The sequence below is a fragment of the Acinetobacter sp. BY419 genome (assembly GCF_019038395.1).
Classification (GTDB): Bacteria; Pseudomonadota; Gammaproteobacteria; order Pseudomonadales; family Moraxellaceae; genus Acinetobacter.
In genome coordinates, this window is sequence record NZ_JAGFXZ010000029.1 from 1 (window position 1) to 23,892 (window position 23,892).

The 23,892-nt window shown below is 44.9% G+C and carries 20 protein-coding genes and 1 pseudogene; 15 read left to right on the top strand and 6 right to left on the bottom strand.

Annotated features, from left to right (window positions below; genetic code table 11):
- The 12 genes and pseudogenes from KUG37_RS11375 to KUG37_RS11430 all read left to right on the top strand — a co-directional run.
- A pseudogene (locus KUG37_RS11375) lies at window positions 1-111 on the top strand (IS982 family transposase); the annotation flags it as partial.
- Window positions 112-537: 426 nt separating this feature from the next.
- Complete coding sequence (locus KUG37_RS11380; protein WP_216938249.1) at window positions 538-1,614, top strand: polysaccharide biosynthesis/export family protein; 1,077 nt, start codon at window positions 538-540, stop codon at window positions 1,612-1,614.
- 432 nt (window positions 1,615-2,046) lie between these two features.
- On the top strand, window positions 2,047-4,230 hold the full coding sequence (locus KUG37_RS11385) for a polysaccharide biosynthesis tyrosine autokinase (RefSeq protein WP_216938247.1): 2,184 nt from the start codon (window positions 2,047-2,049) through the stop codon (window positions 4,228-4,230).
- Between the two features lie 166 nt (window positions 4,231-4,396).
- Window positions 4,397-5,101: an FKBP-type peptidyl-prolyl cis-trans isomerase gene (locus tag KUG37_RS11390; RefSeq protein ID WP_216938245.1), complete on the top strand. Its 705-nt coding sequence runs from the start codon at window positions 4,397-4,399 to the stop codon at window positions 5,099-5,101.
- A gap of 49 nt (window positions 5,102-5,150) precedes the next feature.
- Window positions 5,151-5,840 carry an FKBP-type peptidyl-prolyl cis-trans isomerase gene (locus tag KUG37_RS11395; RefSeq protein WP_216938243.1) on the top strand — a complete coding sequence of 230 codons (690 nt, stop codon included), beginning with the start codon at window positions 5,151-5,153 and terminating at the stop codon, window positions 5,838-5,840.
- Window positions 5,841-6,003: 163 nt separating this feature from the next.
- Window positions 6,004-6,738 (top strand): dienelactone hydrolase family protein, encoded by a 735-nt coding sequence (locus KUG37_RS11400; protein ID WP_216940446.1) that lies wholly within the window; start codon window positions 6,004-6,006, stop codon window positions 6,736-6,738.
- 93 nt (window positions 6,739-6,831) lie between these two features.
- Window positions 6,832-7,191, top strand: coding sequence for an HIT family protein (locus KUG37_RS11405; RefSeq protein ID WP_216938441.1), 360 nt, complete (start codon window positions 6,832-6,834; stop codon window positions 7,189-7,191).
- A 157-nt stretch (window positions 7,192-7,348) separates the two neighbouring features.
- Window positions 7,349-8,383 carry an A/G-specific adenine glycosylase gene (gene mutY, locus KUG37_RS11410; protein ID WP_216938434.1) on the top strand — a complete coding sequence of 345 codons (1,035 nt, stop codon included), beginning with the start codon at window positions 7,349-7,351 and terminating at the stop codon, window positions 8,381-8,383.
- Between the two features lie 60 nt (window positions 8,384-8,443).
- Complete coding sequence (locus KUG37_RS11415) at window positions 8,444-8,995, top strand: M23 family metallopeptidase (protein WP_216938437.1); 552 nt, start codon at window positions 8,444-8,446, stop codon at window positions 8,993-8,995.
- A 15-nt stretch (window positions 8,996-9,010) separates the two neighbouring features.
- The gene (locus KUG37_RS11420) at window positions 9,011-9,256 is read left to right on the top strand and encodes a hypothetical protein (protein ID WP_216940448.1); all 246 of its coding nucleotides are present in this window, start codon (window positions 9,011-9,013) and stop codon (window positions 9,254-9,256) included.
- 24 nt (window positions 9,257-9,280) lie between these two features.
- A complete protein-coding gene (locus KUG37_RS11425) occupies window positions 9,281-9,862 on the top strand; it encodes a DNA-3-methyladenine glycosylase I (protein ID WP_216940450.1) in 582 nt (193 codons plus the stop codon).
- Between the two features lie 4 nt (window positions 9,863-9,866).
- Window positions 9,867-10,895, top strand: coding sequence for an NAD(P)-dependent alcohol dehydrogenase (locus tag KUG37_RS11430; RefSeq protein ID WP_216940451.1), 1,029 nt, complete (start codon window positions 9,867-9,869; stop codon window positions 10,893-10,895).
- Between the two features lie 47 nt (window positions 10,896-10,942).
- Here KUG37_RS11430 and KUG37_RS11435 read toward each other — a convergent pair whose 3' ends face one another.
- Both KUG37_RS11435 and dapB read right to left on the bottom strand, forming a co-directional pair.
- On the bottom strand, window positions 10,943-11,587 hold the full coding sequence (locus KUG37_RS11435) for an START domain-containing protein (protein WP_216940453.1): 645 nt from the start codon (window positions 11,585-11,587) through the stop codon (window positions 10,943-10,945).
- 57 nt (window positions 11,588-11,644) lie between these two features.
- Window positions 11,645-12,466 carry a 4-hydroxy-tetrahydrodipicolinate reductase gene (gene dapB, locus KUG37_RS11440; protein WP_216938394.1) on the bottom strand — a complete coding sequence of 274 codons (822 nt, stop codon included), beginning with the start codon at window positions 12,464-12,466 and terminating at the stop codon, window positions 11,645-11,647.
- Between the two features lie 503 nt (window positions 12,467-12,969).
- On the opposite strand from dapB, the gene KUG37_RS11445 reads away from it, so the two are divergent.
- Window positions 12,970-14,193: a glycosyltransferase family 32 protein gene (locus tag KUG37_RS11445; protein WP_216940455.1), complete on the top strand. Its 1,224-nt coding sequence runs from the start codon at window positions 12,970-12,972 to the stop codon at window positions 14,191-14,193.
- Between the two features lie 62 nt (window positions 14,194-14,255).
- Here the strand turns inward: KUG37_RS11445 and dnaJ are convergent, their stop codons facing one another.
- The 4 genes from dnaJ to KUG37_RS11465 all read right to left on the bottom strand — a co-directional run bounded on the left by dnaJ (window position 14,256) and on the right by KUG37_RS11465 (window position 20,229).
- Complete coding sequence (gene dnaJ / locus KUG37_RS11450) at window positions 14,256-15,374, bottom strand: molecular chaperone DnaJ (RefSeq protein ID WP_216940458.1); 1,119 nt, start codon at window positions 15,372-15,374, stop codon at window positions 14,256-14,258.
- A gap of 104 nt (window positions 15,375-15,478) precedes the next feature.
- Window positions 15,479-15,856 carry a hypothetical protein gene (locus tag KUG37_RS11455; RefSeq protein ID WP_216938269.1) on the bottom strand — a complete coding sequence of 126 codons (378 nt, stop codon included), beginning with the start codon at window positions 15,854-15,856 and terminating at the stop codon, window positions 15,479-15,481.
- A gap of 141 nt (window positions 15,857-15,997) precedes the next feature.
- Window positions 15,998-19,123: an efflux RND transporter permease subunit gene (locus KUG37_RS11460; protein WP_216938270.1), complete on the bottom strand. Its 3,126-nt coding sequence runs from the start codon at window positions 19,121-19,123 to the stop codon at window positions 15,998-16,000.
- Between the two features lie 2 nt (window positions 19,124-19,125).
- Window positions 19,126-20,229 (bottom strand): efflux RND transporter periplasmic adaptor subunit, encoded by a 1,104-nt coding sequence (locus tag KUG37_RS11465; RefSeq protein WP_216940460.1) that lies wholly within the window; start codon window positions 20,227-20,229, stop codon window positions 19,126-19,128.
- 148 nt (window positions 20,230-20,377) lie between these two features.
- Between KUG37_RS11465 and KUG37_RS11470 the strand changes: the two genes are divergently transcribed.
- Window positions 20,378-21,001 (top strand): TetR/AcrR family transcriptional regulator, encoded by a 624-nt coding sequence (locus tag KUG37_RS11470; protein ID WP_216938520.1) that lies wholly within the window; start codon window positions 20,378-20,380, stop codon window positions 20,999-21,001.
- A 139-nt stretch (window positions 21,002-21,140) separates the two neighbouring features.
- Window positions 21,141-23,825 (top strand): phosphoenolpyruvate carboxylase, encoded by a 2,685-nt coding sequence (gene ppc, locus KUG37_RS11475; protein ID WP_216940462.1) that lies wholly within the window; start codon window positions 21,141-21,143, stop codon window positions 23,823-23,825.
- Window positions 23,826-23,892 lie beyond the last annotated feature (67 nt).

Genomic DNA, 23,892 nt, shown 5'->3' on the forward strand with positions numbered 1-23,892 from the left:
AAAGCACGTAGTCTTCATGGATTTCTCAGCGGAATTTATGCTTCGCTATGTGCATATCAATTAACCCATCGAAATAAGCCAAAAATTCAAATTATGAAATCATCGGCTTAAGCAGGATTCAGGTTAAATTATAATAATATTATTTAAATTAAATAAAAATCAATGATCTAAGAAACCTTTAGGTTAGATAAAAATTATATGAAAATACTTTTCTGCATTAATTTAAATAGTTCTATCTCTTATCATACGAGCTACCATCTTTATCAAAAATAACAATTAGAAACAATTAATCTTGTTTCTATGTCTTAAAAAATTTTCTATATCTCTACAGCTTGTTCAATCAAGGTTTCACGTCTATTTTCGTCCATCTTTTCGTAGTATTTTTGCTCGGAACTATTAAGTTGACTTAAAAATAGCTATAGACAAGGTATGTGATCTATTATATTTTTTAAACGTTAATCACATAAATCGAATTAAAAAAATTAATAATTATTAATAAATACCAATTCTGAACATATAAAAATAAAGGGGTTTCAAGTGAAGCATAGACACCTTTTAGGTATTTTTACCTTAAGCCTATCTCTAGTTGGATGTGCAGCCATATCCGGCTTTCAAACATATAATTTACCAAAAGAGGGAATCTATCAGACTGAACGAGGAACGCCTGTCAATCTGGTACAGTTGAATCAGAATACCCTGCCGGTATTACAGTCTGCGCAAACCAATAATCTCAGTCATTATGCTACTTTATTTCAGACCGAAGTGCAGGATTACCGCTTGAATCCAGGTGATATTTTATCTTTTCAATTATGGGCCTATCCTGAAATCAGTGCAGCTCCTACAGCAAGTGATAATAACAACGGCTACCAGATTGACCGAAATGGTTATATTCATTTTCCATTCATCGGCCGTTATAAAGCAGCAGGAAAAACCCTTCCACAAGTGAATCAGGAAGTCCGACGCAAATTAACTCCCTACTTAAACCGCCCGGATGTGGTGGTCAGAGTCATTTCCTATCAGGGACAACGCTATTCCGTGGTAGGTAATGTGAAATCGGCAGGGCAATTTTACCTGTCTGATCAACCCATCAGTGTTTATACCGCCTTAGGTTTGGCTGGCGGTATGAATGAGCAAGGCGATTCTACTTCGATCCAACTTGTACGTCAGGGTGTGACCTATGACCTGAATACCATTGCACTGGAAAAGGCGGGTTATTCCTTACACAAGCTCTTGATTCAGCCTAATGACACCCTTTATATCAACCCTCGTGAAAACCAGAAGATCTATGTCATGGGTGAAGCAGGTGTCAATAAACCCTTACCACTACGTGACCAGGGGATGACTCTTGCTGATGTGCTGGGTGAAAGTGAAGGAATTAACCCTTATTCAGCCAGTGCTAGCCGGATTTATATTTTACGTGGCAATCCGGACAGCAAGATGACTGAAATATATCACTTAAGTCTAGAAAACCTTGGAGATTTTGGCCTGGCCAAACAGTTCAAAATGCGGAGCAATGATATTGTCTATGTTGATGCCACAGGTCTGACCCGTTGGGAACGTGTGATTAGCCAGATTCTTCCATTTTCATATGTCGCTGATTCAGCTATACGATAGATTACTCAGCTATGAAAATTAAAAATCTTTTAGGGATCTTTTGGGGGAAATAGAGGTCATCAATTCATGACTGAAAATTTATTAATAAGATCCGCCTGTACGCGTAGATTAAACTTATAAATACAGGCAATTGGAATAATGATTATCCCTGATGACAACAGCCTGTTTTGATATAAACCCATGGACTTCAGCTATAACGCCATGATACTCAAAACTGGAAATACAACAGATTAAATAACATGGTCTTATTCTGATCAGAATAAAAATATCTGGCCTGAGGTAGGCGAGATATTTCAAGAAAGGACAATAGAACCAGAATACTTAAAATCCTTTCTCGCAAAGGCAGCAAGTCTTTGATTAATTTCTATAATTTTATTCAAGAAATATCACTGACTGGAAAAATCACTTTTAAACTTTTAGATAGTTAAAATTATGAACAAAAATAACAATACCGAAAATATGCTTGACCTAAAAGGGGTGTTCTTTTCCCTGCTCGCGCAATGGAAGCTCATCCTTTTATGTGGCTTGCTCAGCATGATTGTCGTGCTGCTGTATATACGTACTGCAGCCCCTAATTATAAGGTAGATGCAATTGTCCAGGTCGAGGAAAGTAGAGGGGCATCAGCTGCTTTATTAGGCAGCCTGTCAAGTATTATCAGTCAGATATCTTCATCGAATGCTGAGATTGAGGTTTTAAAATCACGCACTATTCTTGAATCAGTGATTGATCGTTTAAATCTGGATCTCCACATTGCCAGCCCTGAAGATACCTTTATTAATCGTCTCATTCAGGGAAGAAGTTCTCAAACTGAATATCAACCCGAAACTGTACGCTTTAAAGAAGGTCAGACAAGCTTCAATATTCGTCAGTTTGAAGTTCCTGTAGCCTATCTGGATAAAAATCTCCTGCTGAAATTTCAACCCCAGAGCTTCAGCTTGATCAATCCAGTTACAGAAGAAATTGTCTTTCAGGGTGCACTTAACCGGCCAGTTCAAGGCAAAACAGCACAGGGAGACTGGAAAGTTGCAATCTTTACGCAAGACAATCCAGATAACAGTTATCTGATACAAAAACTCTCGTTGCCAAAAGCAATTGATTCTATTCTAGCCAATTATTCAGTGACGGAAAAAGGCGAACTGAGTGGAGTGCTGCAGCTTCGCTATCAGGGTCAAGATAAACAGCACGTCACTAACGTCCTGAATACGATTTTGGCGATTTATAGCCAGCATAATATTACACGCCGTTCTACAGAAACAGCCCAGACCCTGACATTCCTGGATGAACAATTACCGGATTTAAAGAAACAGCTGGATAATGCAGAATTTGCCTTTAACCGCTTCCGCCAACAGCACAATACTGTTGATATTGCTAAAGAATCTGAATTATATTTAAATCAGAGCGTCACCCTGGAAACCCAAAAAGTCTTACTTGAACAGCGACAGGCCGAAATAGGTGCCAAATATGCAGCACTACATCCGGCCATGCGGGAAATTACAGCTCAACTTCGAGTCATCAATGGCAAGATTCGTGAGCTGAATACCGCACTTAAAAATGTTCCAGAGATACAACGTCAGTTCTTGCAACTGTCACGCGATGTAGAGGTCAAACAGCAACTGTATACCAACCTGGTAAATTCCTATCAACAACTGCGGATTGCCAAAGCGGGTGAAATTGGCAATGTACATATCATTGATACCGCACTTGAACCGATTGACCAGATGCAACAGAAAACGCCACTGATTCTGTTCCTCGCCTTTTGGTTCGGTATTTTCCTGGGAATCCTGGTGGCATTATTCCGCAATATGCTGCGTTCCGGTGTGAAAGAGAGCAGTCAGATAGAATATCAACTGGGACTTCCAGTCTATGCGAATATTGCACACTCCCCGAGTCAGAAACCCGGGCTAAAACTCCTGAAAAAGAAAAATATTCCATTCGTATTAGCCCTTAAACATAGCGATGATATTGCGATCGAAAGCTTGCGAAGCATCCGTACCGCGAGCCATTTCGTCCTTAGCCAGGCCAAGAACAACATCATCATGATTTCAGGTCCCGCACCAAAAGTCGGAAAATCATTTGTTTGTAGCAACCTGGCGGTCATCATGGCCGAAAAAAACAAACGCGTACTGGTGATTGATGCAGACTTGCGTCGTGGTCATATCCACAAATATTTTGATCTGGATCATCAAAATGGATTAACTGAATACCTGAATGAGCAAATTACATTAGAACAGATGATACAAAACACCAATCTTCCGAACTTAAATGTCATCACCTGCGGTAAAAATTCACCCAATCCGTCTGAGCTTCTCAATTCGGTACGCTTTCAGGAATTACTGCAATCTGTGATTCCGCACTATGACCATATCATTATTGATACCCCCCCTGTACTGGCTGTCACGGATGCGATTATCGTATCCCGATATGTCGGACTAAATTTGGTGGTAGCACGCTATGCAAAAACACAAATGAAGGAGCTGGAGCTTACATTGAAGCGTTTTAAACAGGCCGGTTGTATCGTAAATGGCTTTATCCTGAATGATATTCAGCCTTCAGCAGGAGGCAGCTATAGTTATGATTACATTTATAGTTATAAGTCTAGAGTACAAAATAGCTGATGCCATTCAGATAAAAAAACCAGCAATTGCTGGTTTTTTTATCTCTTCTAACGTCAACAGAATTGCGATATTTGCTTGCTAAAAAACCACCCATTCTGCAAGATTTCTCAAAATTTTCTGCTAAGATGGAATGAACCTCCACGATAACATTAGATTGGAATAATACATGAGTAAGGCCTTACCGATTGCTGTCGCTGTTCTTTTAGGCGGTGCCGCGCTAGTACCTGTTTACTATGCAACTCAAAACCCAGCTACTCAAACAACAAAAGCATCTAAAGATGCCTCGGCTGTTTCTAAAATTAGCTATGCACTTGGTTATGAAGTTGCTCATCAAACTCCACCTGAACTGGATATTAACAGCTTTGTGACAGGCGTTCGCGAAGGTCATGCCCGTACTGCACCTGCTTATACTGAAGAAGAATTACAAGCCGCTTATGAGCAGTTCCAGAAAGAAATGCAGCAGAAGCAAGTCGACAGTGCCAAGCAGGCTCAAGCGTCAAGCGATACTTTCCTGACTGAAAATGCCAAAAAAGCAGGGATAAAAACCACCCCATCTGGTTTGCAATATCTAGTGACTAAAGAAGGCACTGGCAAGCAACCTGCCGAATCTTCAATCGTGAAAGTACATTACACAGGAAAACTGGTGGATGGTACCGTGTTTGACAGTTCGGTCGAACGTGGTGAGCCGATTGAGTTCCCGCTTAACCAGGTAATTCCAGGATGGACCGAAGGGGTACAACTGATGAAAGAAGGTGGCAAAGCCACGCTGTATATCCCGGCACAGCTTGCGTATGGTGAACAGGGCGTACCAGGTACGATTCCTCCAAACAGTACTTTGATTTTTGATGTGGAACTTATCGAAGTCAAATAATCCACGAATAAGGAGAGCATTGTGCTCTCCTTTATTTTGAGAATTAATAATGAAAATACAAATAAGCTTGCTGGTTTTACTGCTGGGTTCTGGCAGTCTGTTTGCCAAAGAGATCACTACCAAAAGTCCTGAAGCGGAACAGGTCGGCTACAGCTTTGGTTATCTGATGGGAAAAAGTAATGCAGACTCCTTACAAGGTATTGATCTGGATGCTTTCAGTGCCGGATTAAAAGCAGCTGCAGCCGGAAAACAGGCGACTTTAAGTGAAGAAGACATGGCTCGGGTCTTGACCCAGTTTAAGCGTCAGACTGAAGCCAAAGAGCTGATTCTCCTGAAAAAACAGGCCGATGAAAATGCCAAAATCGGTCAGGCTTTTCTGGCTGAAAATGCCAAAAAACCTGGGGTAAAAACCACCAAATCAGGCCTGCAATACCAGATTCTTCAGGAAGGTAAAGGCAAATCGCCGAGCGCAAACAGTAATGTCCGCGTACATTATGAAGGCCGTTTGATCGATGGTACTGTTTTTGACAGCTCGATTGCCCGCAATCAGCCTGTGGTATTTCGTACCACCCAGGTCATTACCGGCTGGACCGAAGGCTTACAGCTGATGAAAGAAGGTGCCAAATATCGTTTCTTCATTCCGGCTGAACTAGCCTATGGACAAATTGGTTCAGGTGATGTGATTGAACCAAACAGTACTTTAATTTTTGATGTGGAATTACTGGAAATTATTAAATAATAAGTACTATTTTTCTGATCTAAAATTAGAGAGGCTCTATATTCGCCTCTCTTTTTTTATGGGCTTAAGTCGCCATAAATCGCAGGTTTTCATGTCACATTCCGATCAGTTTTGCTATGTTATGTTTTAAGCAAGCGATTCAACAACAATAGAGGATGTCAGCATGGCAGCAATCAAGACCCGCGAAATTCATTACACTGCACAGGATGGCAGCCCATTAGTTGGTTATTTTGCCGCACCAGAAACAGATACGCCGGTTGCCGGTGTACTGGTCGCACCAGAATGGTGGGGTCGTAATGAATATACCGAACAGCGTGCCCGTGAACTTGCAGAACATGGCTATGCGGCCTTGGCTATGGACATGTATGGTGACAAAAAAGTCACGACCAATTCTGATCAGGCTTATCAGTGGATGATGCAGACTTTTGAAGATCCTGACACCATTGTCAACCGTGCCACAGCGGCTTTGAATACCTTGGCAGCGCAGGATGAAGTCAATGCCGACAAACTTGCAGCCATTGGTTTCTGCTACGGTGGCAAAGTCGTACTGGATCTGGCCCGTTCCAATGCACCATTAAAAGCAGTAGCTACCTTCCATGGCAACCTGTCTCCGAAAGCACCGGCTCAGGAAGGTCAGGTACAGGCGGAAATTCTGGTCCTACATGGTGAACTGGACAGCATGGTCACCCTGGATGATGTGGCCAGTTTCCGCGAGGAAATGCATGCTGCCAAAGTCGAGCATGAAGTGATTGTTTTTGAAAATGCCAAACATGGCTTTAGCAACCCGCTCGCGGATGAACGGGCCAAAGCCAATGGCGTGGATCTTGGCTACAATGCAGAAGCTGAACAAAAAAGCTTGGCGGCAATGTATGCCTTGCTAGATCGTCATTTGGCATAAATAGAAACAACTATTCGGCTTGTTCACAGGCTGAATATTCTAGATACTTTATAAAGAAAAGAAGATAAATCCTACCAGAGGAGAATGTGTATGATGGCTGAAACCAACTGCCCCTACTGCAATTTTGACGAATATGATGTCATTGCCAAAAATGATTATGGTGTGGTGTTGCCTGAACCGAATTCATTGTCCGAAGGTCACTGTGTAGTGATTCCATTGCGGCATGTGGACTCATTTTTTGAAGTGACCGATAAAGAACGTAAAAGTCTGATGTCCTTACTGGAACAGGCACGTAATGAACTGAATTTACGTTACCAGCCTGCCGGTTTTCATGTCGGCTTTATTGATGGTGAAGTTTTTCAGGAAAAGGTCGAACATCTGCATATTCATATTATTCCGCGTTATGCAGGCAAGGTCTTGAAGCTGGATGAACGTTGGGGTATTAGCGATTAAATCTGTTCTGCCTGAACCAATAAATGCTCTCCGGAGCATTTATTTTTATGAAATGAATATTCTATTTCTATAGATTCATATCTGATTTTTTATCCTACTTTTCACATTTACCCCCTGCTGGTTCCGCTATACTAGCTGCTGCTTATTCGGTTGCTATGTGTTCATGTTTGTATTTTCAGATGCCCTGTTGGAATGGTTTGATGTGCATGGTCGTCATGACTTGCCTTGGCAGGTGACAGATGATCCCTATAAAGTCTGGGTCTCTGAAATCATGTTACAGCAAACCCAGGTCAAAACTGTGCTGCAATATTTTGAGCGATTTATCCAGCGTTTCCCTACTGTTCAGGACTTGGGGCAAGCTTCATGGGATGAGGTTGCGCCGTACTGGGCAGGACTGGGCTATTATGCCCGGGCCCGTAACCTGCACAAAGCTGCCGGCATCGTGGCTGCTCAGCAGCATTTCCCGCAGACCCTGGAAGAATGGATTGCCTTACCTGGCATTGGCCGTTCTACCGCAGGCGCCCTCATGTCACTGGGTTTACGTCAATATGGCGTGATTATGGATGGCAATGTCAAACGGGTATTGTCACGTTTCTTTGCGATTGAGGATGATCTGTCCAAACCGGTGCATGAACGTGCCCTCTGGCAACTGGCGGAACAGCTGTGCCCAGTCGAACGCAATCATGACTATACCCAGGCAATTATGGATCTGGGTGCAACCGTCTGTACGCCGAAAAAGCCTTTATGTCTGTATTGTCCAATGCAGCAGCATTGCAAAGCCCATCAACAAGGTCTGGAAAATGAATTGCCTTTTAAAAAAGCCAAAAAACCGGTTCCGCTGCGCTCTGCTCAGGTCTTACTGATCCAGTCCGGTGCAGACTGGCTATGGCAACAACGTCCCAATAGCGGTCTTTGGGGCGGTCTCTGGTGTCTGCCTATTATTGAAAATGCACATGAATTTGAACAACAATGTCAGCAGCTTGGCCTGAAAAACATCATCAAAAAGGTCCAGATGAGCCACAGCTTTACCCATTTTACCTGGCAGCTTGAAGCGATTGTTTTTTCGGCAGATCAGGATCAACAGGAACATCTGGCGATTGAACTGAAAGGCAACTGGATGAGCCCAGAAACAGCGATTGCTTGCGGTCTTCCGACAGCGATGAAAAAATTGATCTCTAACGTAAATCTGTGACATAGTCTAAACAAAGCAAAATATCGATCTGCTCAGAATGAGCATTGCCAATATTTAAGGATGAATAAATTGCGCCAATACCTTGCTTTGACGTGGATTGCCTTAATCACTGTGCTGCTGGCAGCCTGTAGCAGTACACCGAAAAAATCCCCCTCTATACAGCTGAATCCCATCTTGGTGAAAAAGCTCAATAGCCTGCAGATGCCTAATTCATTGCCGATCCCGGTTGCACGCGTACATGCAGCTGAATTAAAAGATACCTGGGGGGCTTCGCGCAGTCGTGGACGCTTACATGAAGGTATTGATATCATTGCTCCACGTGGAACCAAAGTCTTTAGTGTGACTGAGGGCCTGATTGCAGATTTACGTAAGAACAATTTGGGTGGTAAAGTAGTCTGGATTCTGGGTCCAGGCGGCTCCTGGCATTATTATGCCCACCTGGACGGACATAAACGCGGCTTAAAAGTGGGCAACTATGTTCAAAAAGGCCAGCTCATCGGATATGTAGGTAACAGTGGCAATGCACGGCATACTGCACCACATCTGCATTATGGAATTTATTTACAGGGCAAGGGTCGCGGTGTGGTCAACCCTTATCCCTATTTACGTTAATTGTAGGATATTTACATGTCAGAAGCGTTGATCAACCGTCTGGTAGAATTTGCTGAATCAGGCAATCAACAAAAAATTGTATTGAACGGTCAAAGCTATCAGGGCTGGGTAATGGAAATTACCGAGGATGCGCTTCTGATCAGTACCGGTTATGCTGACAAGGCGGGTAAAGACACGTGGATTCAATTTAGCGATCTGGATCAGGCTGAACTGTGGTACTGGGATAACCAGCAGGATCAATGGACTATTTTTAAATTATAAAAACATAAAAATCAGGAGTATCACATGACTCTGCAACGCTGTGGCTGGTGCTCCGATAATCCGCTTTATATCGCCTATCATGACCAGGAATGGGGACAGGTCCTGCGGGATGAAAGCCGTCTATTTGAAATGCTGTGTCTGGAAGGACAGCAGGCTGGTCTGGCCTGGATTACCGTGCTCAGAAAACGTGAAGCCTATCGTGAACATTTTTTTCAATATTCCATTGAATCTATTGCTTCACTTACAGATGAACACCTCCAACTGAAACTTGAAGATGCTAGCCTGATACGACATCGCGGCAAGCTCAATGCCATTCGGGAAAATGCCCAAGCATGGCTGAAGCTAAAACAGCAAGGCATCAATCCGGTGGGATGGCTCTGGTCTTTTGCCCAGCAACCGCGGCTGAATAATGATGTTGCGGATTATCGTCAAGCGCCCGCCCAAACAGTTGAAAGCCAGAAGATGTCTAAAGCATTAAAACAGGCCGGTTTTAAATTTGTCGGGCCCACCATTTGCTATGCGTTTATGCAGGCCGTCGGTATGGTCGATGACCATGAAAATCATTGTGACTTTAAAACAATATCCTCCCATTTAAATAAGAGCTGAAATCATGTCCAATAATATTATTCAAGCTTATGCCGCCATGTCGGCAGGTGCTGAACTGCAACCCTATCAGTTCGATGCCGGAGAACTACAGCCGCACCAGGTCGAAGTTAAAGTGGAATACTGCGGCCTCTGTCATTCCGATATTTCAGTCATCAATAATGACTGGGGTTCATCGGTCTATCCGGTCGTGGCTGGACACGAAATTATCGGCACCATTACCCATCTGGGTGCAGAAGCCAAAGGCCTGAAAGTGGGTCAGCGGGTTGGAATCGGCTGGACAGCAGAAAGCTGCCAATATTGCGATCCCTGCATTTCAGGCCAGCAGGTATTGTGTACCGGTGGTCAGGTTGCCACCATTGTCGGACATGCCGGCGGTTTTGCCGACAAGGTGCGTGCCGGCTGGCAATGGGTCATTCCCCTGCCTGAAGATCTGGATCCTGAAAGTGCCGGCCCTCTGCTCTGTGGCGGGATTACCGTATTTGATCCGATCCTGAAGCATCAGATTCAGGCCATTCATCATGTTGGCGTAATTGGTATTGGCGGTTTAGGACACATGGCAATTAAGCTGCTTAAAGCCTGGGGCTGTGAAATTACCGCCTTCACTTCGAATATGGATAAAAGCGATGAGCTGAAAGCCATGGGTGCTGACCATGTGGTCAACAGCCGTGATTCGGCTGCCCTGAAAGCCCAACGAGGCAAGTTTGATTTACTGCTCAGTACGGTCAATGTAACTCTGGACTGGCAGGCTTATCTGGCGACTCTGGCACCGAATGGTACTGTACATATGCTGGGCGTACCCTTGGAACCGATGCAGATTCCGGCTGGCATGCTGATTGGTGGGGCCAAGTCAGTTAGCGGCTCACCGACAGGTTCGCCGGCTGCACTGCGCCAACTGCTTAAATTTGCTGCGCGTAGAAATATTGCCCCGCAAATTGAAGTCTTCCCGATGTCCCAACTGAATCAGGCCATTGAACATCTGCATTCTGGCAAAGCCCGTTACCGGATTGTGCTCAAAGCTGATTTTGAGGCTTAAATTTTGCCTGCTTAACCTGTCAGAAAGACCCAGTGATTGGGTCTTTTTTATTGCAAGGCTTCAGGCAAGACTGCAATATTTGAAGGCTTGGCCAGTTCGGTCTTCATTTTTTGCAGCATCTGATAAGGTTGCTGTTGCACAAACATATTCACAAAGGTCAAAGGAATTGAACCTTCCGGATTGGCATAACCATAGGTTGAAACCTTGACCTTATTATTGGCCAGTTTCTGAAAAGTCCAGTCACCCTGATAATCGGTTAAACGTACATAATCCGGGTTTAAAGGATAACCACTTTGAATGGCTTTATTCTTGATGGTGATTTGGCCATTGGCTTCCTTGATCATCTTGCCCTGAACAATCAGGTCACGGTCTTTTAAGGGAAATGGAAAATCCAGCACCATATAAAGGGTAAAATCGCCTTTTTGATCATCGCGGGACAAGACCTTGATGCTGCCCATATAAGGTACCCATTGCATTGCATGCTCGATGTTCAGAATCAGGGATACAGCATTTTCAATCGGTGCAGTATAGGTGGTTTCAGCTTTATAGAGAAAGACCGGGTTTTGCTCATTCTGGTAAGTCCAGACCTTAATGTTATTTTTATCAATACTGAGTTTGGGCTTCTGCAGCGGCTTTGCCTGCGCAATGGCACCAAGTGCCACTGCACAGAGCAGGAAAATCATTTTTTGCATTGTATTATTCGTCTTATTTTAGTTTTAGATTTTTTTATAAATGATTTTGACTCGATTTTAAACCTGAATATCGTTAAAACCAAGCACGTCTTTCATGTCATATTTGCCAGCTTCACGACCCACGACCCAGGCAGCAGCACGTACGGCACCACTGGCAAAGTTCATGCGATTGGTCGCTTTATGGGTAATTTCCACCCGCTCGCCTTCAGCAATGAACATGGCCGTATGTTCACCGACAATATCGCCACCGCGAATGGTCTGGAAACCGATAGTTTTACGTTCACGAGGGCCCGTATGACCTTCACGACAATATACCGCATCTTCTTTTAGATCACGACCTAAAGCACCCGCAATCGCCTCACCCATCATCAGTGCTGTACCGGATGGCGCATCAACTTTATGGCGGTGATGTGCTTCAATTACTTCAATATCTACCGTATCACCAAAAACTTTAGATGCAAGTTCGAGCAATTTTATTGACACGTTGACCCCGACTGAATAGTTCGCTGCATAGACCACAGGCGTTTCAGCCGCAGATTCATCCAGATAGGCTTTTTGCTCGTCATTCATACCGGTGGTACCGATCACAATCGCGACACCTGCTTCACGGCAGATTTTCAGATGATTGACGGTCGCTGCCGGTGCGGTGAAATCGATCACAACATCACAGTCTTTGACTACATCTGTAAGGCTACCCACGACCTTGACCCCTACTGCGCCAATTCCGGCAAGTTCGCCTGCATCAGCACCTAATAAGGTACTTTCAGGGCGTTCCACCGCAGCCGCCAATTGATAACCCGCTTCATGCACAGCCTGAATAAGGATACGCCCCATACGACCGCCTGCACCTAAGATCCCAATGCGTGGTGTAGCTGACATAACATAGTCCTGATGTTGATCCAAAATTGCTCTTACTATAACAAAACTCCGGAATAACACTAAGATACATTGTATAAATTCAATGAAAATACTTCAGCACTAAAGTCCCTGACCGTGATCATAGCTTCAAGCCTGTCTATAGACACCTACTACAGATCCAGTCTAAATTGTGGCATGATCATAAAGAAATATGCCTCCCCGATAAAAGTATTGAAAATACTCATTGGAGGAAAAAATGGAAGTTTCTAAGCTTCTATCATATTGATCATCTTTATAAATTTAAATATATTATAGAAAAAAGACCGTACGCTAATTTTAGAAAAGATGATTTCTCATATTCGTTATAGGCGTTCCGGGTGTTGTGACAGAAACAATTTATAATATATTGATTTTTATATTTAAAATAAAATTAAGAACTTATTTAACTACATAACAAGATTCATCAATTATATTTGCAATCTGAATATAGTGTTATATAAATAAATGATATTTAGGGTTTAGTTTTGAATAATATAAATTTAATAGGTTTCCATGGTGGTGTATTGGGCTATGACCTAGAGACCAGTTCATTAAAATGCTATAGAGATGGTATTCCTCTGGGTATTTGTGAAGTGCTATTTGATGGAAAAAATATTTTTATTCATCTGAATGAGTCTAAAAAATATATATTTTTTTTAGCAGATAAATTTTCTTTAACAGATCATCCAGAAGAAATAAATCTGGTTGTTTATAATCATGGATTTCACCTTAATATAAAAATAGAAAATAAATATTTATCCTGCAAGTCAGACTTGAATATTGTGAATGGCTCAGACAAACCATTAGGATGGGAAGAGTTTTATTTAAAATTTGATCATTATCAAGATACAACAGAAAAATTTTATTATTCAGATTTATTTGAATACAACAAACTGATTCAACCAAAATCTATTGAAAAAAACATATGGTTATATTGGGATTCGAATACTCCCAAAATGGTTGAAAAAACTGTTAAAAAACTTGAAAATTTAAACCCGGATTATGAAATCATCTTAATTAACAAAGACAATATAAGAAACTATATTGAATATGATTTGTTTAAGAATGATATGAATCCTACTTTTCGTAGTGATTTATTAAGACTTATTCTGCTATATAATTATGGCGGTTTTTGGATCGATGCATCGACGCTTACCAATACATCAATAAACAGTATTACTGGATTAAATCAATATAACCATACCCATTATGAACTCATTGGCTTCTACAGGAAATGTCATTTTATTAATGACCTACCCTGTGTCGAGTCATGGTTTTTAGCTTCTCCCAAAGGGAGCTTTATCATTGGCAAATGGTTAGAAGTTTTGTTAGAAGCATTATATTCCTCACCAGAAGTGCTTTTAGAAGAGCTAAAACAGGATATCAACTTTGAAAAAATTAAAAATACCTATTCAGAGGGTTCACTACTCTACTTTCTACCTTATTTATGCCAGCAGAAAGTCTTTATAGATTATAAGAAATATATGAGTATTCAGGCATTCTGTGCAGATTATTCGGCTTTTTATTTTAAAGACAGGCATGGCTGGTTTAATTCAGATCGATATATCAACCTGTTGTTTAACAGAGAAAATGAAATCATTTTCTTACCTAAAATCATTAAGTTTACTAGAGCCGACCGGGAGCTTTTTGAAAAAATCAGAGCAGAAAAAAGATTTAAAACCTATTCATATTTAGGAAACTATATATAAAAATGGGGGTTTTGCAGGCTATAAAAAAGGGCGCCCAAGCGCCCTTTTCTAGTTTCATTCAATTAATCGAACAAACGGTCAAAGAATGATTTTTTCTTCGGTGATGACTTGCTGCCTTCACCATCCATTGTTTCCTGCAGTTCTTTTAACAGTTCACGCTGACGTGCACTTAAATTGACTGGGGTTTCAACCACAATCCTGCACAGCAAATCGCCTTGCATGCTGCTACGTACCGGCTTAACACCCTTGCCGCGTAAACGGAACAGTTTGCCAGTCTGGGTACCTTCAGGAATTTTCAGGCTAACACGACCGTCTAGGATCGGAATCTGAATTTCCTTACCTAAGGCCGCATCAGCAATCGATACCGGTACATCCATATACAGATCTGCGCCATCACGCTGGAAGATTTCGTGCTCACGCACCACTACTTCAACGTACAAGTCACCGGACTGACCATCACGGATCGCTTCACCTTTACCGCTCAGGCGTACGCGGTCGCCATTGTCCACACCGGCAGGAATGGTAACTTCCAGTGTTTGCTGACGGTCTGCCACACCTGAACCATGACATTTATTACATGGATTCTTGATGATCTTGCCTTGACCGCGACAGGTGCTACAGGTTTGCTGCACCGAGAAGAAACCTTGCTGCATACGCACCTGACCCGCACCATGACAGGTCGGACAGGTTTCCACATCATTTGGATTTTTTGAACCTTTACCATCACAGGCATCACACGGTGCCGGTGCAGTAAAGGTAATGGTTTTCTTGACACCTCTGACCGCTTCTTCCAGGGTCAGTTCCATCACATAGCGTAAGTCTGAACCACGGCGTGCACGTTGCTGGCCACGACCACCGCCACCACCAAAAGCACCACCGAAAATATCACCGAACTGGCTGAAAATGTCTTCTGCGCTGAAACCACCGCCGAAGCCACCACCACCGCCCATGCCACCTTCGAAAGCCTGATGGCCCATACGGTCGTACATGCTACGTTTTTCACTATCACACAGAACTTCATAAGCTTCGGAAGCTTCTTTGAATTTATCTTCAGCTTCAGGATTGTCCGGGTTACGGTCTGGATGATATTTCATCGCCAACTTACGGTAGGCTTTTTTGATTTCATCATCACTAGCGGCTTTAGCGACGCCCAAAACCTCATAATAATCACGTTTAGCCATGTCTGGCGATGCTCCTCACGGAATTTTGTTTAATAATCAATTGAGGTTTAAAATTGGGGGTTAACCCAAGTTTTACAAGGGGAAATTTGAAAAAATTATAAGCTTTAGAACACAGCTTTGTTTTGAGAGAATTTATAGATGCCTTTAAACCAGGCATTGATCAGGAAAATAAAGGCAATAAAACTAAAAATTACCCCGGTCACCACACAGGCTTTCACCCATAACTGGCTGTCCCAGGCAAAGAAAAACAGAGGAATAAACCATAGTGCAGCAAAGATCGCCAAAATTGTATAAATCACGATATTGCGCATGATCCACAGCGCCTGTGCCTGTAGCCAGACTTCTGCATAATCGACGTGGGTAACTTTACGTGCAAACCAGTAGGCCAATAACCCGCTAAACAAGGTAAATAAGGCTAAAAACATGAAGACATAAGCCATCGCTACGGAACGTCGCATCTTGGTAAATGTATTTTTAGTCATGTTTGGTTCAACCTCGTTACTGTATTGGCAGCTCGGCCAATACAGCAATTACTTATTTTTTTAATTTATAAAATCTCAGGTGCTACTATATTGAAAATTTGAAAATTTCGCACCTGAAATTATGACAAATTTAAACAGAATCTAAACTTTTTTCACTTTAAACCATTGTGCATACAGGGCAGGCAGGAAAAAGAGGGTCAGCAATGTTGCTACAATCAAACCGCCCATAATCGCCACCGCCATCGGTCCAAAGAAAATACTGCGAGACAAGGGAATCATCGCCAGAACTGCAGCCAATGCAGTCAATACAATCGGGCGACAACGGCGTACAGTGGCATTGATAATCGCATCCCACTGAGATTCTCCGGCCTGGATATCCTGCTCAATCTGGTCGATCAGAATCAGGGAGTTGCGCATGATCATTCCGGATAAAGCAATCGTTCCGAGCATCGCGACAAAACCGAAAGGTTTATGGAAAAGTAACAGAAATAACACCACCCCGATAATGCCCAAAGGTGCAGTCAGGAACACAATAAAGGCCCGTGACATACTTTTGAGCTGAATCATCAGCAAGGTCATCACCACTGCAAGAAATAAGGGGATGCCGGCATTGACCGAGTTCTGCCCGCGAGCAGATTCTTCGACTGTGCCGCCCACTTGCAGCAGATAGCCATTAGGCAGCTCTGCCCGCAGTTGTTCCAGTGGCTCCTTGATTTGATTGACCACAGTGGCTGGCTGCAATTTACTGCGAATATCGGCACGTACGGTAATCGTCGGTAAACGATTGCGATGCCAGATCAGGCCTTCTTCAAAGCTATATTCAATTTTGGCAAGCTGCGCCAAAGGTACGGACGTTCCAGTTGCGGTTGGCACAGCCAGACTGCCTAAAGATGCCACCTCGACCCGTTCAGCCTGAGCACCACGCAAGCGGATTTCAATCAGTTCACGTTTTTCCCGATACTGATCAATGCCTGCGCCCAAAATCGAGCTGTTCAGCACATTGGCCAGCTCGCTACTACTGACACCCAACTGACGGGCACGATCCTGGTCAATCTGCAGTTTGATGACTTTACTCGGCTCGCCCCAGTCCAGATGCACATTGGTGGTATTCGGATTCTCACTCACTGTGGCAGCAACTTTCTGCGCCCATTCACGGACCAGTCCAAGGTCTTCACCAGATACCCGGAACTGCAGTGGATAACCCACAGGCGGGCCATTTTCCAGCAAAGATACCCGGGTACGGACTTCCGGCAATAACACCCGAATCTGATCACTCAAAGTTTGGCGAATTTCGTTACGATCCTCCAAAGAAGATGCCAGCACCACAAACTGGGCAAAACTGTTTTGCGGCAACTGCTGATCGAGCGGTAAATAGAAACGTGGGGAACCAATCCCGACATAAGCCACATAGTTATCAATCCCTTCTTGTTTCGATAAAAAGGCTTCGACTTTTTTCACTGCAGCTTCAGTAGCTTTGAGGGAAGCACCCTCTTCAAGTTTAAGATCTACTAGAATTTCAGCCCGGTTAGAAGGTGGGAAAAACTGCTGGGGTACAAGCTTAAACATCAGAATGGACAGGATGAAAATCCCGACCGTGGCAGCAATGACTGTTTTACGATAGGTCACACAAGCGTTTACCCAACGGCGAAAGCCCTGATAAAACCGGGTTTGATAGGGGTCATAATGTTCACCGGCATGATGCACGACCGGTTGAGGTTCTGGCTGTTTGCGCAGTCGTGCCCAGAGACGCTGATACCACGGTGCTTTTTGAATTAAATCTTTGTTGAAATCGGGCAGAAGTTTATCACCTAGGTATGGCACAAACAGTACTGCTGCAATCCACGACATCAGCAATGCAATGGTCACCACCTGGAAAATCGAACGGGTATATTCCCCGGTACTCGATGCCGCAGTGGCAATGGGCAGGAAACCGGCAGCGGTAATCAGGGTGCCGGTCAGCATCGGGAAAGCCGTCGTGCGCCAGGCATATCCGGCCGCTTGCAAACGGCTATAGCCCTGCTCCATTTTAATCGCCATCATTTCAATGGCGATAATGGCATCATCGACCAGCAGACCGAGGGCCAGAATCAGGGCACCCAGGGAAATTTTATGTAGCCCGACATCAAACAGCTGCATACCGGCAAAAGTCATCGCCAGCACCAGTGGAATAGAGAAAGCCACCACCAGTCCGGTGCGGAAACCGAGAGAGAGAAAACTGACCAGCAATACAATAATGACTGCTTCGGCCAGTACTTTCATAAATTCGTTAATACTGCGTTTGACCGCCACCGGCTGATCGGACACTTTTTGCAGTTCCATGCCGAGCGGCAAGGTTTTTTGCAGATGGGTAAATTCCTGTTCCAGATGTTTACCCAGTGCCAGAATGTCTCCACCTTTACGCATTGATATGGCAATACCGATCCCGTTTTCGCCCATAAAACGCATCCGGGGCTGCGCCGGATCAGTAAAACCACGATAAATTTCTGCAACATCACCGAGCTGAATGGTCTTGCCATTCACGAGCAGGGGCAGTTGTTGTAATTCCTCGACACTGTTTAAAGCACCACTGATGCGAACCTGAATCCGGTCTGAACCGGTTTCAAAAAAACCGGCATGGGTCATGGCATTTTGCTGCTGCAGGGCCTGCTGAATGGCACTGACTGGAACACCCAGCTGGATGGCTTTGGTGTTAGAAATTTCAATCCAGATTTTCTGGTCTTGCAGACCAATCAGATCCACTTTGGCGACATCTTTGACGCGTTGCAGTTGCAGCTGTAAACGGTCGGCATATTCTTTTAAAGTGGCATAATCGAAGTCTTTGCCTTTAAGCACGTAAATATTGCCAAAGGTATCGCCGAATTCATCATTGAAGAATGGACCTTGTACCCCTTGCGGCAATTCATGCCGGATATCGCTCACTTTCTTGCGTACGTTGTACCAGACATCGGCCACATCTTTAGAGGCCAGGGAATCTTTGGCAATAAAGGTCACCATGGATTCACCCGGACGCGAATAGGCCATGATGCGTTCATACTGGCCTGTGGTCATCAGTTCCTTTTCAATCCGGTCTGTGACCTGTAAGGACACTTCTTTGGCACTGGCACCCGGCCAATAGGTCTGGATCACCATGACTTTAAAGGTGAAAGGCGGATCTTCACTTTGTGACAGCTTGGAATAGGACACGATGCCGACCAGACCCAGCAGGATCATAAAATACAGCACCAAACCTTTATTTTTTAAGGCCCATTCCGACAGGTTAAAGTTCATGCTTAACTCCCTGCCTGAATGGTCACACGACGGTTTTCACGATCAATCGGGTTAATTTTTTGCTGATCACGCAGCAGATGCACGCCACCAATCACCACATAATCTTCCGGCTTAAGACCACTGAGCACAGGAACACTATCCCGGCCATATGCACCGAGCTGGACTGGAACTTTACGTAAGGTATGATCCGGCCTGACGACCATTACATAGGCTTGCTGGTCATTTGCCGACACACTGGACAGCGGCACACTGAGCATATTGGCCCGGTTGTGCTGGAAAAAGACCCGGGCACTTTGTCCAAGCTGGATGCTGCCATTGCCTTCGCGCAGTGCCACTTTTACTCTAAATGTTCTCGACTGGTCTGCTGCTGGCGAAATCTCGCGAACAAAAGCGGCAAATTTTTCTTCAGGTTTGGACCATAACGTCACTGTGGCTGCCTGTCCAACCTTGATCTCCGAAATAGCCTGTTCCGGCACTCCAATGACCACTTCACGCTCACCGGAAATCGCCAGTTCATAAGCCGCCTGCCCCGCAGCAACCACCTGACCTGTTTCAATATTGCGCGCAGTGATCACACCATTTTTAGTGGCAATCAACTGGTTATATACAGTCTGGTTTCTAGCAGCATCATAATTGGATTGCGCCTGTTTCAGACTCGACTGTGCGGCTTTGTATTGATTATCGATGGCATCGTATTGAGAGCGGCTTACGGCATTGAGCGGTAACAGCTGTTTGAAGCGCTGCAGTTCATCCTGAGCAATTTTATTGGCAGACTGTGCACTTTCCAGCTGGGCACGTGCTGCATTTAGCTGTAACTGGGCATCTTTGACATCCAGTGTTGCCAGTACCTGCCCTACTTTGACCTGATCACCGACATCGACAAAACGCTGGGTCACCTGTCCAGCGACCCGAAAGGCCAGCGCCGTTTGCTGGCGCGCCTGCACATCGCCGGCATAACTTTTCAGTTCATGCTGTGAAGGGCTGGGTGTGGCCACCATGACAAAGGGAACTTCCTGTTCTGCTGCGGCAGTTTCTTTGCTGCACCCAGTTAAGGTCACGCTGCAAAGCACCACCATGCCAGCCAATACGCTGTAAATCCTGCTCATCTTATTCGCTCTTATCTGATCGTCTTTTTTAGGGCAAACTATGCTGATATATTGAATTGCTTGTTTTTTAATTAATATACCACCCGGTACACTAATTACAACTCCAGCTTCAAAGCAATGACCGTATTGACTTTTTTTGGAAAAAATTGTGCAAATACCTGTAGGACGACCCAAAGATCTGGAGAAGCGCCAACGCATTCTCAGCGTGGCCAAAGCGCTATTTTTAGCGCATGGTTATCATGCCTCTAGCATGAACCAGATTGCGCGTGAAGCAGGTGTAACCAAACTGACGGTGTATAACCATTTTCAGGACAAGGCGACCCTGTTTAGCTGTGCGATTGAAGATACCTGTGAAGCCATTCTGCATGAACATCCTCAGTCATTGCAGCCGACCAGTGACTTTGCTCAGGAGTTTTACCAGGCCTGTCAGCGCGCATTAAATATTATTAACCTGCCTGAAGCGATCAAGCTGGATCTGCTGCTGATGGAACTGGCCTCGCAGCAAAGCCCTTTGACAGAACAGTTTTATCAGGCCTCGCATAGCAAACTAGATGCGGTCTGGAATGATTTTTTTGCCCGGGCCCAACATTACCGCTTTATTCAGGTCGATCTTCCAGAGAAACAGACTGAACTGATCGTGTCCTTGCTGGCCGGAACACGTCATCAGAAAATCCGGCTCGGCCTCATGCCTCCCCCTTCGAATGCAGAACAGCAACAGATCATTGCACAGGCCATTGAGCTGTTTATGCTGAAATACGCCCTGCCTGACTGAATCCATCTCCCTGGACTGATCGCATGTGGATCAAAATTTGCTAAAAAAACAGCCAACACTCTGCAACTTTTGTCTCTAGGGGACTTGGATTGTCATGCAGTCGCGGTATAGTCAAAGCACGCATGTGAGGGAATAAAAAATGATTCAACAGATTGATGCACCACTACGCGAAGACGTACGCTTACTGGGTAATTTGCTTGGGGAAACCTTAAAATTACATGCCGGGCAGGATCTGTTTAATCAGATCGAGCAGATTCGTGCCCTGTCCAAAGGCGCACGCGATGGACAGGTCGAAGCAGAAAAACAACTGGAACAACTGTTTTTAAGTCTGGAAGATGCCGAAATCCTGCCGCTAACCCGTGCCTTTACCCACTTTTTAAACTTTGCCAATATTGCCGAACAATATCATGTGGTGCGTCGCCGCCGTCAAAGCGAATTTGATGACACGGCAGAATCACCCAATCCTCTGCTGCCCTTATTTGAAAAATTTAAACAGCAGGAAATTTCTGCCGACACGCTGTATCAACAAATCTGTGAATTAAAAATTGAACTGGTACTGACCGCACATCCGACAGAAGTCAGCCGCCGCACCCTGATTCAGAAATATGATGGCATCAATAATGCCCTGTCCAAGTTCGACCAGCAGAAACTCACGCCGCGTGAACGTCAGGCAGTTCTGGCCGACCTGAAACAGCTGATCAGTTCTGCCTGGCAAACCGATGAAATCCGTCAGCATCGCCCGACCCCGATTGATGAAGCAAAATGGGGGTTTACCACGATTGAGCAGACCCTGTGGAATGCGGTCCCGAAGTTTATCCGGGAACTGAATGGCATGGTCGAAGAACAATGCGGCCAGAACTTGCCCTTAAATGTCGCACCGGTACGCTTTGCCTCCTGGATGGGCGGTGACCGTGATGGCAACCCGAATGTCACCCATAATGTGACGCAGGAAGTCCTGTGGCTGTCACGCTGGAAAGCTGCCGACCTTTACCTGCGCGATATTGAAAACCTGCGCTGGGAACTGTCGATTCAGCAATGTAGTGCGGAAATCTCCGAGGCATTGGGTCGAGACCATCCTGAACCCTATCGTGAATATTTACGTGACACCCGTAGCCGCCTGAAAGCGACCCGACACTGGCTGGCAGAGAAATTAAAAGGCAATGATGCGGATGACAGTCTGGTGATTAAAAGCAAAGATGAGTTATTGCAGCCTTTGCTTACCTGTTACCGCTCGCTGATGGCCTGCAATCTGGCGGAAATTGCCAATAGTAGCCTGCTGGACTTTATTTACCGGGTCAACAGTTTTGGTATCGAACTGCTGAAACTGGATATCCGTCAGGAATCCGGACGTCATCGTCAGGCCATCTCGGCAATTACCGAATATTTAGGACTGGGAAATTTTGAAACCTGGACCGAACAGGCTCGCCAAAACTTTTTACTGCAAGAATTGCAAAGCAAACGTCCGTTGCTGCCTAAACATTTAAACGAACCAGCCGGCAGCCTGATTGAACATCCGGATGTACAGGAAGTCTTTGCCACCATGCGGACTCTGGCAGAACAACCAAGTGAGTCTCTGGGTGCCTATATTATTTCCATGGCTGAATATCCAAGTGATGTGCTGGCGGTACTGCTTTTACAAAAAGAAGCCGGGATCGAACATGCGTTACGGGTCGTTCCCCTCTTTGAAACGCTAAATGACCTGGACGGCGCAGCCGATACCATGTCGACCCTGTTTAATATGCACTGGTATAAACAGCATATTCAGGGCAAGCATGAAGTAATGATTGGCTATTCGGATTCAGCCAAGGATGCCGGCTTTATGTCTGCTAACTGGGCACAGTACCGTGCCCAGGAAGAACTGACTGCGATTGCTCAGCAACATGGCGTTCAACTGACCCTGTTCCATGGCCGCGGTGGTTCAATCAGCCGTGGTGGTGCACCGACCCAACAAGCACTATTTTCACAGCCGCCGGGTTCAATTTCTGGTGCAATTCGAGTGACTGAACAAGGTGAAATGATTCGCTTCAAGTTTGGTTTGGAAGAAATTGCCCTGCAAAATCTGGAAATTTATACGGCGGCAACACTGGAAGCGACCTTGCTGCCGCCACCCGAGCCGAAGCAGGAATGGCGCGACTTGATGCATCAAATGACCGAACTGTCGGTCCAGGTCTATCGCCAGACCGTGCGGGAAAATCCGCATTTTGTAAAATACCTGCGCACGGTCACCCCGGAACTTGAACTGCAAATGCTGCCACTGGGTTCACGCCCGGCCAAACGTAAAGTCAGTGGCGGGATTGAGTCCTTGCGGGCGATTCCCTGGGTATTTGCCTGGACCCAGATTCGTCTGATGTTACCCGCCTGGCTAGGTACCGGCGCCGCGCTGAATAAAGTACTGGATCAGGGGCAACGTGCCGTGCTCGATGAGATGCTGGCAGAGTGGCCGTATTTTCAGACCCTGATTGATATGCTGGAAATGGTCCTGTCCAAAGCCGATGCACATGTAGCACTGTATTATGAATCGCATCTGACGCAGGATGAAGATCTGAAAGTCCTGGGCACAGAGCTGCGCCAGCGTTTGCAGGATGCCGTACAAACCCTGTTAACCCTGAAAGGTGAATCAAAACTGCTGAGTAGCAACGGCGTGCTGGATCAATCCATGAAGGTGCGTAAACCGTATTTGTTGCCGCTGCATTTGCTGCAAGCCGAGCTGATGAAACGTCGCCGTTTATATCTTGAACAACAACAGGCTGAAAACACCCCGGTGGATCATGCTCTGATGGTCAGTATTGCCGGGATTGCAGCCGGGTTACGCAATACCGGTTAAGCAAAAATGCCTATTTGAAAGCACATCCTGGGGATGTGCTTTTTTATTGATCAGTCAATAACCAGGA